This window comes from Streptomyces sp. CB02959, from assembly GCF_002803155.1.
GTDB lineage: Bacteria > Actinomycetota > Actinomycetes > Streptomycetales > Streptomycetaceae > Streptomyces.
This window is the reverse complement of record NZ_NNBP01000066.1, coordinates 1-13,986: the sequence shown is the minus strand read 5'-3', so window position 1 is coordinate 13,986 and position 13,986 is coordinate 1. Positions and strand designations below refer to the sequence as shown.

13 protein-coding genes are annotated in these 13,986 nt (G+C 69.8%); 12 read left to right on the top strand and 1 reads right to left on the bottom strand.

From position 1 onward, the window contains the following. The 8 genes from CG747_RS46325 to CG747_RS46290 all read left to right on the top strand — a co-directional run. Positions 1 to 397: NADPH-dependent FMN reductase (locus tag CG747_RS46325; RefSeq protein ID WP_100607879.1), on the top strand; the 397-nt coding region annotated here is incomplete at its 5' end. A 13-nt stretch (positions 398 to 410) separates the two neighbouring features. Further along, on the top strand, positions 411 to 1,463 hold the full coding sequence (locus CG747_RS46320; protein WP_100607882.1) for an aldo/keto reductase: 1,053 nt from the start codon (positions 411 to 413) through the stop codon (positions 1,461 to 1,463). Between the two features lie 102 nt (positions 1,464 to 1,565). Beyond that, positions 1,566 to 2,543, top strand: a complete 978-nt coding sequence (gene rfbB / locus CG747_RS46315; protein WP_100607878.1) for a dTDP-glucose 4,6-dehydratase — start codon at positions 1,566 to 1,568, stop codon at positions 2,541 to 2,543. A 59-nt stretch (positions 2,544 to 2,602) separates the two neighbouring features. Then, entirely contained in the window at positions 2,603 to 3,913 is a 1,311-nt protein-coding gene (gene rfbH, locus CG747_RS46310) for a lipopolysaccharide biosynthesis protein RfbH (RefSeq protein ID WP_100607877.1), read from the top strand. Positions 3,914 to 4,105: 192 nt separating this feature from the next. Then, positions 4,106 to 4,861 carry an NAD(P)-dependent oxidoreductase gene (locus CG747_RS46305; protein WP_180986040.1) on the top strand — a complete coding sequence of 252 codons (756 nt, stop codon included), beginning with the start codon at positions 4,106 to 4,108 and terminating at the stop codon, positions 4,859 to 4,861. Positions 4,862 to 4,914: 53 nt separating this feature from the next. Continuing rightward, a complete protein-coding gene (locus CG747_RS46300; protein WP_100607875.1) occupies positions 4,915 to 6,333 on the top strand; it encodes an NDP-hexose 2,3-dehydratase family protein in 1,419 nt (472 codons plus the stop codon). Then, the gene (locus tag CG747_RS46295; RefSeq protein ID WP_100607874.1) at positions 6,330 to 7,418 is read left to right on the top strand and encodes a Gfo/Idh/MocA family protein; all 1,089 of its coding nucleotides are present in this window, start codon (positions 6,330 to 6,332) and stop codon (positions 7,416 to 7,418) included. The genes CG747_RS46300 and CG747_RS46295 overlap by 4 nt, the downstream gene beginning before the upstream one ends. Further along, on the top strand, positions 7,418 to 8,221 hold the full coding sequence (locus CG747_RS46290) for an SAM-dependent methyltransferase (RefSeq protein WP_100607873.1): 804 nt from the start codon (positions 7,418 to 7,420) through the stop codon (positions 8,219 to 8,221). Before CG747_RS46295 ends, CG747_RS46290 begins: the two co-directional genes overlap by 1 nt. A gap of 8 nt (positions 8,222 to 8,229) precedes the next feature. On the opposite strand, the gene CG747_RS46285 is transcribed toward CG747_RS46290, so the two are convergent. Further along, the gene (locus tag CG747_RS46285) at positions 8,230 to 8,838 is read right to left on the bottom strand and encodes a TetR/AcrR family transcriptional regulator (protein WP_100607881.1); all 609 of its coding nucleotides are present in this window, start codon (positions 8,836 to 8,838) and stop codon (positions 8,230 to 8,232) included. Between the two features lie 144 nt (positions 8,839 to 8,982). Between CG747_RS46285 and CG747_RS46280 the strand changes: the two genes are divergently transcribed. The 4 genes from CG747_RS46280 (at position 8,983) to CG747_RS46265 (ending at position 13,926) form a co-directional block, all read left to right on the top strand. Beyond that, positions 8,983 to 10,227: a nucleotide disphospho-sugar-binding domain-containing protein gene (locus tag CG747_RS46280; protein ID WP_180986039.1), complete on the top strand. Its 1,245-nt coding sequence runs from the start codon at positions 8,983 to 8,985 to the stop codon at positions 10,225 to 10,227. A gap of 86 nt (positions 10,228 to 10,313) precedes the next feature. Then, complete coding sequence (locus CG747_RS46275) at positions 10,314 to 11,498, top strand: nucleotide disphospho-sugar-binding domain-containing protein (RefSeq protein WP_100607871.1); 1,185 nt, start codon at positions 10,314 to 10,316, stop codon at positions 11,496 to 11,498. Positions 11,499 to 11,547: 49 nt separating this feature from the next. Continuing rightward, complete coding sequence (locus tag CG747_RS46270) at positions 11,548 to 12,735, top strand: cytochrome P450 (protein ID WP_219621650.1); 1,188 nt, start codon at positions 11,548 to 11,550, stop codon at positions 12,733 to 12,735. A gap of 51 nt (positions 12,736 to 12,786) precedes the next feature. Beyond that, positions 12,787 to 13,926, top strand: coding sequence for a nucleotide disphospho-sugar-binding domain-containing protein (locus CG747_RS46265; protein WP_100607870.1), 1,140 nt, complete (start codon positions 12,787 to 12,789; stop codon positions 13,924 to 13,926). The last annotated feature ends 60 nt before the right edge of the window (positions 13,927 to 13,986 follow it).

Here is a 13,986-nt window from a genome sequence, read left to right as displayed (position 1 = left end):
CGCGGTCCTGGCCACCACCCGCCCCCGCCTCGCCCAGGCCGACGCCTTCGTCATCGTCACCCCCGAGTACAACCACAGCTTCCCCGCCGCCCTGAAGAACGCCATCGACTGGCACCTGGCCGAATGGCAGGCCAAGCCCGTCGGCTTCGTCTCCTACGGCGGCATCGCCGGCGGCCTGCGCGCCGTCGAACAACTCCGCCAGGTCTTCGCCGAACTCCACGCCGTCACCGTCCGCGACACCGTCAGCTTCCACGGCGGCGTCGCCACCTTCGACGACGAAGGCCACCCCAAGGACCCCGAGGGCTGCGAGACCGCCGCCAAGGCCCTCCTGGACCAGCTCACCTGGTGGGCCCACGCCCTGCGCCAGGCACGCACCCAGCACCCCTACGGCGCGTGAGACCACCATGCCCATGAAGTACGACGTCCTGGGAAAAACCGGACTACGCATCTCCGAACTCGCCCTGGGCGCCGGCACCTTCGGCGTCGACGACTGGGGCGCCACCACACAAGTCGCCGCCCAACTCATCGACACCTACGCCCAAGCCGGCGGCAACTTCCTCGACACCGGCAACGTCTACGGCGGCGGCCGCTCCGAAGAATGCCTGGGCACCGTCCTGACCGGCCCCCGCCGCGACCACTTCGTCCTGGCCACCAAGTACAACGCCATGACCACACCAGGCGACGTCAACTCCGCCGGCAACCACCGCAAAAACCTCGTCGCCTCCCTGGAAGCCAGCCTGCGCCGCCTGCGCACCGACCGCATCGACCTGCTCTGGCTCCACGCCCGCGACGCCCTCACCCCCGTCGAAGAAGTCATGCGCGCCCTCGACGACCAGATCCGCGCCGGAAAGATCCTCTACGTCGGCGCCTCCAACTGGCCCGCCTGGGAAATCTCCCGCGCCAACATGCTCGCCGAACTCCGCGGCTGGTCCGCCTTCGCGGGCCTCCAAGCCCGCTACAACCTCCTGGACCGCACCCCCGAACGCGACCTGCTGCCCATGGCCGCCACCTGCGACGTCAGCGTCTTCGCCTGGGGCGCACTGGCCGAAGGACGCCTGACCGGCAAATACCTACGCGGCGAACGCGGACGCCTGACCGTGGAGAACTGGGCCGGCGACAACGACCACGACACCACCCTGGTCCGCGAAGTCGTCCGCATCGCCGACGAAGGAGGCTGGACACCCGCCCAGGTCGCCCTCGCCTGGCTCCGCACCCGCCCCCACCCCGTCCTGCCCATCCTCGGCGCCACCCGCCCCGAACAACTCAACGACACCCTCGCCAGCCTCGACGTCACCCTGGACACCGAACACACCACCCACCTCGACACCCTCAGCACCCCCACCCTGGGCTTCCCCCGCGACCTGATGCGCCACCCCAAATACACCCGCGGCGCCTACGGAGACCGCTGGCAGGACATCGAACGACGCCGACCCCCCACCCGCACCGTCACCGACGTCCTGTGACCCCCACCCCACCAGAGACCGGCCACCGCCCCGCCCGCCCAAGGAGAGCCACCACATGACCCCCACCCACCCACCCCACACCCCAGCAGGAGGCACCACCCGATGAAACTCCTGGTCACCGGCGGCGCCGGCTTCATCGGCTCACACTTCGTCCGCATGCTCCTCACCGACCGCTTCACCGGCTGGGAAGGCGCCCACGTCACCGTCCTGGACAAACTCACCTACGCCGGCAACCGCACCAACCTGCCCCCCACCCACCCACGCCTGCACTTCGTCCACGGCGACATCTGCGACACCGACCTCCTGTGCGACCTGCTCCCCGGCCACGACGCCGTAGTCCACTTCGCCGCCGAATCCCACGTGGACCGCTCCATCACCGGCCCCGCCGACTTCTTCCGCACCAACGTCCTGGGCACCCAATCCCTGATGGAAGCCGTCCTGACACGCCGCACCGAACGCGTCGTCCACGTCTCCACCGACGAGGTCTACGGCTCCATCGACAACGGCGCCTGGACCGAAGACTGGCCCCTGCTGCCCAACACCCCCTACGCCGCCTCCAAAGCCGGCTCCGACCTCGTCGTCCGCTCCTACTGGCGCACCCACGGCATCGACGCATCCCTCACCCGCTGCTCCAACAACTACGGCCCCTACCAACACCCCGAAAAACTCATCCCGCTCTTCGTCACCCACCTCCTCCAAGGCCAACCCGTCCCCCTCTACGGCAACGGCCACAACGTCCGCGAATGGCTGCACGTCGAAGACCACTGCCGCGCCATCGCCCTGGTCCTCAACAAAGGCGCAGCGGGGGAGACCTACAACATCGGCGGCGGCAACGAACGCACCAACCTCGACATCACCCAGGCCCTCCTGGACCTGTGCGGCGCCGACTGGTCCCACGTACGACGAGTCCCCGACCGCAAAGGCCACGACCTGCGCTACGCCCTGGACGACACCAAGATCCGCCAGGAACTGGGCTACGCACCACAGATCGACTTCGACAAGGGCCTGGCCGACACGGTCGCCTGGTACCGGGACAACACCGCCTGGTGGAACACCACCAGCACCCCGACCCCGCGGTGACCAAGGAACCGCGGTGACCAAGGAAGTGACCATCCGCGTCCGGACATCAAGGAGACCAAGTGGACACCCGCGACGCTAAGGCGCAGCTGCTGGACGACGTCCGCAAGTACCACCAACAGGCCCAGCCCGACCAGCGATTCGTCCCCGGCCACACCGAGATCTGGCCCTCCGGCGCCGTCCTCGACGAAGACGACCGCGTCGCCCTCGTCGAAGCCGCACTGGACCTGCGCATCGCCGCGGGACGCAGCGCCCGCAAATTCGAATCCGCCTTCGCCCGCACCCTCAAGCGCCGCAAGGCCCACCTGACCAACTCCGGCTCCTCCGCCAACCTCCTGGCCCTGTCCGCCCTGACCTCCCACCTCCTGGAAGACCGCCGACTGCGCCCGGGCGACGAGGTCATCACCGTGGCCGCGGGCTTCCCCACCACCGTCAACCCCATCCTGCAAAACGGACTGGTCCCCGTCTTCGTCGACGTCGAACTGGGCACCTACAACACCACCGCCGACCGCGTCGCCCAGGCCATCGGCCCACGCACCAGAGCCATCATCATCGCGCACGCCCTCGGCAACCCCTTCGAAGCCGCCGAAATGGCCCAACTCGCCGAAGAACACGACCTGTTCCTCATCGAGGACAACTGCGACGCGGTCGGCTCCACCTACGACGGCCAACTCACCGGCACCTTCGGCGACCTGGCCACCGTCAGCTTCTACCCCGCCCACCACCTCACCATGGGCGAGGGCGGCTGCGTCCTGACCTCCAACCTCGCCCTGGCCCGCATCGTGGAATCCATGCGCGACTGGGGCAGGGACTGCTGGTGCGAGCCCGGCGAGAACGACAAGTGCCTCAAACGCTTCACCTACCAGATGGGCGACCTGCCGGCCGGCTACGACCACAAGTACATTTTCTCCCACGTCGGATACAACCTCAAAGCAACCGACCTCCAAGCCGCCCTCGGCCTGACCCAACTGGCCAAACTCGAAGAATTCGGCACCGCCCGCCGCCGCAACTGGCGCCGCCTGCGCGAAGCCCTCGACGACGTCCCCCACCTGCTGCTGCCCCAGGCCACCCCCCGCAGCGACCCCAGCTGGTTCGGCTTCGTCATCACCATCGACCCCGACGCCCCCTTCAGCCGCGCCGAACTCGTCGACTTCCTCGAAGGCCGCAAAATCGGCACCCGCCGCCTCTTCGCCGGAAACCTCACCCGGCACCCCGCCTACATCGGCCAACCCCAACGCGTCGTAGGGGAGTTGACCAACAGCGACCTCATCACCGAACACACCTTCTGGATCGGCGTCTACCCCGCCCTGACCGACGAGATGCTCGACTACGTCATCACCTCGATCAAGGAATTCGTCAAGACGCACACCTGATCCACCCCACCACACCCACGACGCACCACGCCCGCCCCGGCACACACACCACCACCGACTCCTCAGCCGCTCGGTCAGGTCCGGGCGTGACAGCGCGGCCACACGCCCCCGCACGCCAGGCCGCCACGCGCCGCGAACCCAGGACGCCCCCACCCTCGGCTGACGCCAAGGGCCCCCTCTCGAGAGGTACTGATGGACATAGTGGGAAACGGATTCCTCGCCCGGCACCTCAAGCCCCTGGCCGACCGACACCCCGACACGGTCGTACTGGCCGCCGGCGTCTCCTGGGCCAGCCACACCTCCGACGCCGACTTCGCCCGCGAAGCCGCCCTCCTGCGCGAAGTCGCCGCCGACTGCCGGGCCACCTCCCGCCGCCTGCTGTTCTTCTCCACCGCCTCCACCGGCATGTACGGCACCGCAAACGGCCCCGGCCACGAAGACCTCACCATCACCCCCTGCACCCCCTACGGCACCCACAAACTCGCCATGGAAGCCCACCTGCGCACCTCGGGCACCGACTTCCTGGCACTGCGCCTGGGCCACCTGGTCGGCCCCGGACAACCACCCCACCAACTCCTGCCCACCCTGCTGCGCCACCTCCAGCAAGGCACCGTCGCCGTCCACAAAGGCGCCACCCGCGACCTGATCGACGTCGACGACGTCATCGCCATCGTCGACCACCTCCTGGCCCGCGGCCTGACCCGGCAGATCGTCAACGTCGCCTCCGGCGCCGCCGTCCCCGTCGACCACATCATCGACCACCTCCAACAACGCACCGGACTGCCCGCCACCCGCAGCTACATCGACGTCGGCGGCCACCACACCATCTCCATCGACAAACTCCGCACCCTCGTCCCCGAAGTCGCCGCCATGGGATTCGGCCCCCACTACTACCGAGGCGTCCTCGACGACTTCCTCACCGCCTCCTTCACCCCCGCAACCCCCTGAACCCGACCGCACCCACCACCCCGAACTCCCGCAGCAGTTCAGAAAGTTGGATCATGCCGTCGCACACCCGCACCACCCCCGCCGCACCGCCCACCGCACGCCCCCGCGCGGACACCACGACCGCCGACCGCTTCGCCCGCTCCGCAGCCGCACTCCACCCCACCGCCCCCACCACCCCCGACACCCCCGACGTGCCCACCTGGCTCGGCCGGCGACGCCGCGCCCACGACTTCCGCGTCGAACGGATCCCCCTGGCCGACCTGGAAGACTGGGCCTTCGCCCCCACCACCGGCAACCTCGGCCACCACAGCGGCAAGTTCTTCACCATCGAGGGCCTGGACGTCACCGCCGTCGACGACGACGGCCACCAGCACTGGCAGCAGCCCATCATCCGCCAACCCGAAGTCGGCATCCTCGGCATCCTCGTCAAGGAATTCGACGGCATCCTGCACTTCCTGATGCAGGCCAAAATGGAACCGGGCAACCCCAACCTCGTCCAGCTCTCCCCAACCGTCCAAGCCACCCGCAGCAACTACACCCGAGCCCACCGCGGCGCCGCCGTGAAGTACATCGACTACTTCACCCGCCCCGGCCGCGGCCGGGTCCTGGCCGACGTCCTGCAGTCCGAACACGGCTCCTGGTTCTTCCGCAAAAGCAACCGCAACATGATCGTCGAAGCCGACGGCGACGTCCCCCTCCTGGAGGACTTCCGCTGGCTGACACTGGGCCAGATAGCCCAGCTCCTCCACCAGGACAACATCGTCAACATGGACGCCCGCACCGTCCTGTCCTGCATCCCCCTGCCCGACACCCACGGCCGCGCCCACCTCACCGACACCGACCTGCTGTCCTGGTTCACCGAGGAACGCGCCCGCCACACCGTCCAAGCCACCCGCATCCCCCTGGCCACCGTCACCGGCTGGAAACGCGGCCCCTACGCCATCGAGCACGAAGAAGGCCGCTACTTCAAGGCCGTCGCCGTCTCCGTACGCGCCGGCAACCGCGAAGTCACCGGCTGGACCCAACCCCTGTTCGAACCGGTCGAACCAGGCATCGCCGCATTCCTCACCCGCACCATCGACGGCATCCCACACGTCCTGGCCCACGCCCGCGTCGAAGGCGGCTTCCTGGACACCGTCGAACTCGGCCCCACCGTCCAATACACCCCCGCCAACTACGCACACCTGCCCACCCGACGCTGGCCCCCCTTCCTGCACCACGTCCTGACCGCACCACCCCAGGCCATCCGCTACCAGGCCCTGCACTCCGAAGAAGGCGGCCGCTTCCTCAACGCCGAAAGCCGCTACCTGATCATCGAAGCCGACCAGGACACCGCCCCCCTCACCCCACCCCCCGGCTACCAATGGGTCACCCCCGGCCAACTCACCTCCCTGGTACGCCACGGCCACTACGTCAACGTCCAGGCCCGCACCCTCCTGGCCTGCCTCGGCGCAATGGACCCGGCCCGATGACCCGCCCCCTGCGCATCGGCGTCCTGGGCCTGGCCTCCATCGCCCGCCGCCGCATGCTGCCCGCCATGGCCGCCTGCCCCGACCTCCAGCTCACCGCCCTGGCCAGCCGGGACGCCCACGCCGCAGACAAGGCCGCCGCCCAGTACGGCTGCCGCGCGGCCCCCGACTACACCGCACTGCTGGCCATGCCGGACATCGACGCCGTCTACCTGCCGCTGCCCGCCGCCCTGCACGCCACCTGGACCCGGGCCGCCCTCGATGCCGGCAAACACGTCCTGGCCGAGAAACCCCTCACCACCAGCGCCGCCGAAACCCGCGACCTGCTGACCCTGGCCGCCTCCCGCGGCCTGGTCCTGGCCGAGAACGTCATGTTCCTCCACCACGCCCAGCACGCCACCGTCCAACGCCTCCTCCACAACGGCGCGATCTGCGAACTGCGCTCCTTCACCGCCCAGTTCAGCATCCCCAAACTCCCCGACGACGACATCCGGCACCGCCCCGAACTGGGCGGCGGCGCCCTGGCCGACGTCGCCGTCTACCCCCTGCGCGCCGCCCTGCACCTCCTGGGCGAAGACCTCGACGTCGCCGGCGCCGCCCTCACCTACGGCGCCGGCCGCCACGTGGAGACCGCCGGCGCCGCCCTCCTGCACAGCACGACCGGCATCACCGCACACCTCACCTTCGGCCTGGACCACGCCTACCGCTCCTGGTACGAACTGTGCGGCAGCACCGGCCGCATCGCCGTCGACCACGCCTTCACCCCACCGGCCGACCACACCCCCCTCCTGCGCCTGACCCGCGGCATGGACACCGAAGAACTGCACCTGCCGCCCGACGACCAGGTCACCAACACCCTGACCGCCTTCGCCGCGGCCATCCGCACACCCCGACAGCGGCCAGGACCGGGGCAGTGGCGCGAACCGGAAGCCGCGGTACTGCGCCAGGCCGAACTGCTAGAAGCCATCCGCGACCGCGCCGCCGTACACCACACCACCGCGCACCACACCACCGCGCACGACGCGACCCGCCGCCCGACGCCGGACCGCGCCCGAGCAGACCGACCCCACACCGTCAGGAGCCTGTGATGACCACGACCCTGCCCTGGATCCCCGACGACATCGACCGCGACACCGCCAGCGCCGCCCGCGCCTACGACTACCTCCTGGGCGGCACCCACCACTTCCCCGCCGACCGCGCACTGGGCGACCAGGTCCTGTCCGTCCTGCCCGCCAACACCATGGCCCGACAGAACCGGGACTACCTCCAGCGCCTGATGCGCTTCCTGCTGTCCGCCGGCATCCGCCAGTTCATCGACCTGGGCTCCGGCCTACCGGTCATGGGCAACGTCCACGAGATCGCCCACCACAGCCACCCCGACACCCGCGTCGTCTACGTCGACAACGAACCGGCCACCCTCGCCCACAGCAACCTCATCCTGCGCGACCAGCCACACACCGCCATGGTCGCCGCCGACATCCGCGACCCAAGGGCCGTCCTGGAAGCCGACGCCACCACCGAACTCATCGACTTCTCCCAGCCCATCGGCTTCCTCATGCTCGGCGTCACCCAGTTCCTGCCCGACGCCGCACAACTGTGGGAGATCACCACCCACTACCGCGACGCCCTGCCCTCCGGCAGCTACCTCGCCCTGTCCTGCTTCACCTGGGACAACGACGCCGACACCATGCGCCGCACCATCGAGATGTTCAAAAACAGCGGCCGCGCCCCGATCGTGCCCCGCACCGGAGCCGAAGTCACCCGCCTCCTGGGCGACTTCGAACTCCTCGACCCCGGACTGGTCTTCACCCCCCAGTGGCGCCCCGACGCCACCTCCGGCAACGCCGACGAACGCTCCAACCTCTACGCCGCACTCGCCCGCAAACCCTGACCCCGGCCTCAGGCACCCTCGCCGTGGGCGGTCTCCACCATGTCCGTGGCGATCGCCAACAGCGCCATGCGCTTGACCTCCGGATCCCCCTCGAAATGCCCCAGCGCGAACGTCCCGAAATGCAACGTGAACAGCGCCCCCATGCACCGCAACTGCTCGACCAGCGGAGTCTGCGGATCGGTGAGCATCTCCCCGATCGCCGTCATCTGCTGGTTGAACTCCTGACCCACCTTCAAGTCCCGCAACGTCGCCTCGTTCTCCCGCATGAACCGGAACAACGGAACCGTGGCATCCATCGCCGCCCCGTACCGGCGCAGCAACTCCTTCTTCGTCTCCAACGTCCGCGGCTGCTCCCGCCCCCAGGCGATGAGCTCGTCCACCGGACGCCCCAGATCCTCGAAGATGCTCTGGAGGATGTCCTCCTTGGACCGGAAGTGGTAGTAGATCGCGGGCTTGGTGACACCCAACATCTCAGCGATCTCACGCAGTGAGCTCTTCTCGTAGCCCTGCCGGACGAACAACTCCAGCGCCACTTCCTGGATGCGCTTGCGGGTGTCCCCCCGGCCCTTCCTGGCGCCACTGCCGGCCACCGGCCTCACTCCTCGATCTCCTGGCATCCACAGGCGAAAGCCGCCCACCCGGCGGCCACTTACCCCTTCGGCGGGCAATCAGCCAGGCCCTTGAGTCTACGTCCGCCCGCCGACACCGCCACCGCCGCCGCCACCCGCGGCGGCGGCGCACGACCCTGCGAAAGGAACGCGATGCGCGTTGTGTTCTCGGTGTCCAACTGGCCCGGACACTGGTTCTCCATGGTGCCCCTGGGCTGGGCCCTGCAAGCAGCCGGCCACGAGGTCAAGGTCCTGTGCACCCCCTGCCAGACCGAACCGGTCACCCACGCCGGCCTGATGCCCCTACCCATCCTCGAAGCGATGGACATGACCGTCCGCGGCAGGCTCCACAACTACCGCAAGGCACGCGCCGGCACCTGGGCCTTCACCGGCCTGCCACCCCACCCCCTGACCGGGCAACCCCTCACCAGTCTCGACGACTTCGACATGGACACCTGGTCCAAGGAGCACCACGACTGGGCCGTCGGCGTCACCGCCCGCAGCTGCGACGCGGCCGTCGACTTCGCCCGCTGGTGGCAACCCCACCTCGTCCTCAACGACCTGATGAGCCTGGAAGGCCCCCTGATCGGACAGGCCCTGAACATCCCGGCCCTGCTGCACCTGTGGGGACCCATCGGCCCCCAGGACGACGTCCCCGGCGCCCCACCCGGCGCCAGCTTCGTCCCCATGGACCCCAGCAACGCCTTCGCCCGCCACCACGCAGGACAGATGGGACCACAGGTCTACCAGCACGTCATCGACCCCTCACCCACCACCGCCCGCCCACCCCTGTCCGCCCACCGCATCCCCGTACGCCACATCCCCTACAACGGCCCCGGCGCCGTCCCACCCGACCCGGCCGGCCACCACGGCACCAGGCCACGCATCTGCGTGGTGTGGGGCACCTCCGTCAGCGGCGTGTACGGACCGGCCTCCTTCGCCGTACCGCGCATCATCGAAGCCCTCGCCGACCTCGACGTCGAGGTCCTGCTGACCCTCACCGGCGCCGACCGCGAACGCATCACCCAGGCCGGCCCCCTCCCACCCGGCGTACGCCTGCTCGAACGCACCCCCCTGCACCTGCTGCTGCCCACCTGCGACGCGGTGATCCACCACGGCGGCGCCGGCTGCACCATGACCGCCCTGGCCGCCGGCACCCCGCAACTGGCCATCCACGCCGGATCCGACCAGGAAGTCATCGCCGACCGCCTCGCCGGCATCCACGCCGCCCAGTCACTGCCCAACGCCCACGCCACCCCGCACGCCATCGCCGCCGCCGTCCGCCGCCTCCTGGACGACCCCGTCCACCGCCGCACCGCAACACAACTGCGCGAGGAGATGACGACCCTGCCCACCCCGGCCGAACTCCTGGACACCCTCACCGCCCTCGCACACTGACCCACCCCCGCCCACGCCCCGCCCGTCCACGCCCCGCCCGCCCGGGACCGGCCCGCCCGGCCGAAGAAGGCCACAAGGAGAACCCGATGCGCGTCCTGGTGATGACCACCCCCGACCCCAGCCACCTGCCACCCCTGGTCCCCGTGGCCTGGGCCCTGCGCGCCGCCGGCCACGACGTCCTGGCCCTGGGCCAACCCGACAGCGCCGAGTCCGCCCGCACCGCAGGACTGAACTTCGTGAGCCTGGGCGACTGGTTCCGCACCGAGGAACTGGTCCTGCGCGCCCTGACCCCCGGCAAACGCCCCCTGGAATCCCGCCCCCGCGCCGACCCCCGCATGAAAGGCGGCTTCGGCGGCGTATGGATCGAACACGCCAAGGACATGGCCGGCACCTACCTCGACTTCGCCCGCGCCTACCGCCCCGACCTGATCCTCTCCGACCCCCTCAACTACAGCGCCCTGATCACCGGCGCCGCCCTGGGCGTCCCGGCCGTCCACCACCGCTGGGGCGTCGACCCCATCGGCACCCCCCGCCTGCCCGCCGCCCGCCAGGAACTCCAGCCCACCTGCCAGGCCCTGGGCATCGAGACCCTGCCCGACCCCACCGCCGTCCTCGACCCCTGCCCCACCGCCCTCCAACTTCCCGAACTCACCCCCCAAACCCCCCTGCGCTACGTACCCTTCAACGGCAGCGGCACCGCCCCCCACTGGCTCACCGCCCAATGGGGCCGCCCCCGCACCGGCCCCCACCGCGTCGTGATCTCACTGGGCCGACGCACCCTGACCTACAACGGCATCCCCTTCACCCGCACCCTCCTGCACGCCCTGGCCGCCCTACCCGACATCGAACTGATCGCCACCATCGGCGCCGACCACCGCCGGCAGATCGGCCCCGTCCCCACCACCGTCCGCATGGTCGACCCCTTCCCGCTCCACCTCGTCCTCGACTCCTGCGACGCGATCGTCACCCACGGCGGCTCCGCCACCACCATGACCGCAACCCTGCACGGACTGCCCCAACTCGCCCTGCCCCAAATGGCCGACTGCTTCGCCCACGGCGACCGCCTGGCCGCCACCGGCGCCGGCATCACCTTGGACACCGTCACCGCCCAGGACGACCCCCACCAACTCCGCCGCGCCCTGACCGACCTGCTCACCGACCCCCACTACGCCAAGTCCGCCGCGCAACTGCGCCAGGACATGGAACGCATGCCCACCCCCGCCCAGACCGTCCGCACCCTCGAACATCTCGCCGGACACCACCCCCGATGACCCGCCCCACCCCCACCCGCTCCAACACCCCGCACCGAAAGGAACGACCGTGACGAACACCAGCACGCAGTGGACCTTCCACGAGGACCAGTTCTGGATGCGCGGCGAACTGCCGCCCGGCAAGGTCTGCTACGACGAGAAGAAGGGACTGTGGAACGTCTACGGCTACGCCGAGTGCCTGCAGGTCCTGGGCGACGCGGAGACCTTCTCCTCCGACCTGAGCATCCTGGCCCCCGAAGGCAAACGCCAGATCTTCCCCGGCAACCTCACCACCATGGACCCGCCCGAGCACACCAAGATGCGCAAGATCGTCAGCGGGGTCTTCACCCGCGGCATGGTCGCCGCCCTCGAACCCCGCATCGAGGCCATCACCCACGAACTCCTCGACCAGGTCAAGCCCGGCGACCCCTTCGACCTCGTCGAGGTCCTCGCCCACCCCCTGCCCGTCATCGTCATCGCCGAACTGCTGGGCATCCCCGCCGCCGACCGCCACGTGTTCCGCGAATGGGTCAGCAAACTGCTGGAGAACAACCAGAGCTTCTCCACCGGCGAGGACACCGAGGAACTGCGCAAGCAGCGCGAAGAGACCTTCGTCCAGATCAACAACCTTTCCACCTACCTGCGCGAACACGTCGAGCAGCGCATCGCCGACCCCCGCGAGGACCTCCTGACCAAACTCGTCCAGGCCGAGGTCGACGGCGAACGCCTCTCCACCGCCGAGGTCGTCAACTTCGCCTTCGTCCTCCTGGTCGCCGGCCACATCACCACCACCATGCTGCTGGGCAACACCATCCTGTGCCTGGACGCCCACCCGGCAGCCATGGAAACCGTCCGCACCGACCGCAGCCGCATCCCCGCCGCCATCGAGGAATCCCTGCGCCTGTTCGCACCCCTGGCCGCCCTGCGCCGGGTCACCCGCAAGCCCGCAACCATCGGCGACGCCCAGATCCCCGCCCTCCAGGTCGTCATGGTCCAAACCGCCGCCGCCAGCCGCGACCTCGGCCAGTTCCACGACCCGCACACCTTCGACCTGGACCGCGGCAACAACCCCCACCTCTCCTTCGGCCGCGGCTCCCACTTCTGCATGGGCGCGCCCCTGGCCCGACTGGAGGGCCTGATCGCCCTGAACATCCTCTTCGACCGCTTCCCCGAACTGCGCTGCGACCCCCACCAGGCACCCGTCTTCATGCCCGGCGCCAACGTCATGGGCGTGGAGTCCCTGCACCTGCTCACCTGAACGGCCACGCAGGCCCCCCACACCGCGGCGTCCCGAAGGAAACCACCACCCATGAAACTGCTCTTTGTCGCCGGGCCCACCCCCTCCAACATCTTCGCCATCGCCCCCCTGGCCACCGCCGCCCGCAACGCCGGCCACCAGGTGTTCATGTCCGCACCAAAAGAACTCACCCCCGTGGTCACCGGCGTCGGCCTGCCCGCCATCGCCGCCACCACCACCGACCTGGCCACCATCAAAGCCACCCGCCGCACCGGCGAACCCGAACACGTCCCCGACGACGTCGACCACCCCGACTTCATCCAGTACACCGGCCGCTGGTTCGGACGCCTGGCCGCACACAGCCTCATCCGCCTCCGCGAAGTAGCAGCCGCCTGGCGCCCCGACGCCATCATCGGCGGCCCGCACGCCTACGCCGCGGCCCTCCTGGCCCACGAGTTCGCCATCCCCTGGATCCGCCACACCTGGACCGCCCTGGACACCCTCGGCATCCACACCGGAAGCGAAGACGAACTCGCCCCCGAACTAGAGAAGTTGGGCCTGGACCGACTGGCCCTGCCCGACCTGCTCATCGACAACTGCCCCCCGGCCATCCGCCCCGCCGACGCCGCCCCCGCCCAACAGATCCGCTTCATCCCGCTGAACACCCAACGCCCCCTGCAACCCTGGATGTACACCCGCCCCACCCGGCGCAGGGTATGCGTGACCGGCGGCAGCATGGCCACCACCAGCAACAACTTCCACCTCATCCGCAGCATGGTCCAACGCCTCACCCAACTGGACACCGAGATCGTCATCCCCGCCCCGGCAGAAGTCGCCGACGAACTCAACACCCAGTTCCCCGGCGTCCGCGCCGGCTGGATCCCCCTGGACGTCCTGATGCCCACCTGCGACCTCATCGTCCACCACGCCGGCGGCCTGACCGGACTGACCGCCTCCCTCTCAGGCGTCCCCCAACTCCTCCTGCCCCAGGAAGCCAAGGTCCGCGAGGCCGCCCGCCTGGTCGCCCACTACGGCGCCGCCCGCAGCCTCCTGCCCCACGAAGCCGACCCCGACAGCATCGGCAAGGCCCTGGACGCCCTCCTGGAAGACCCCGCCTACACCGACCGCTCCCACGACCTGGGCCGCGAGATCACCACCATGCCCTCCCCGGCCGACGTCGTCGACGTACTGGAAAACCTCGCCGCCCGCTGAACCACCCACCCGGGGCCGGGGGAGTGGACACCACCCCGGCCCCACCACCCCACCACCCCA

What these genes read in the sequence shown, in the direction of transcription:
- CG747_RS46305 (WP_180986040.1), top strand. Translation starts at nt 4,106, where the DNA reads ATGGACATAGTGGGAAACGGATTCCTCGCCCGGCACCTCAAGCCCCTG.
- rfbB (WP_100607878.1), top strand. Translation starts at nt 1,566, where the DNA reads ATGAAACTCCTGGTCACCGGCGGCGCCGGCTTCATCGGCTCACACTTC.
- CG747_RS46290 (WP_100607873.1), top strand. Translation starts at nt 7,418, where the DNA reads ATGACCACGACCCTGCCCTGGATCCCCGACGACATCGACCGCGACACC.
- CG747_RS46285 (WP_100607881.1), bottom strand. Translation starts at nt 8,838, where the DNA reads ATGCCAGGAGATCGAGGAGTGAGGCCGGTGGCCGGCAGTGGCGCCAGG.
- CG747_RS46280 (WP_180986039.1), top strand. Translation starts at nt 8,983, where the DNA reads ATGCGCGTTGTGTTCTCGGTGTCCAACTGGCCCGGACACTGGTTCTCC.
- CG747_RS46320 (WP_100607882.1), top strand. Translation starts at nt 411, where the DNA reads ATGAAGTACGACGTCCTGGGAAAAACCGGACTACGCATCTCCGAACTC.
- CG747_RS46295 (WP_100607874.1), top strand. Translation starts at nt 6,330, where the DNA reads ATGACCCGCCCCCTGCGCATCGGCGTCCTGGGCCTGGCCTCCATCGCC.
- CG747_RS46275 (WP_100607871.1), top strand. Translation starts at nt 10,314, where the DNA reads ATGCGCGTCCTGGTGATGACCACCCCCGACCCCAGCCACCTGCCACCC.
- CG747_RS46300 (WP_100607875.1), top strand. Translation starts at nt 4,915, where the DNA reads ATGCCGTCGCACACCCGCACCACCCCCGCCGCACCGCCCACCGCACGC.
- CG747_RS46265 (WP_100607870.1), top strand. Translation starts at nt 12,787, where the DNA reads ATGAAACTGCTCTTTGTCGCCGGGCCCACCCCCTCCAACATCTTCGCC.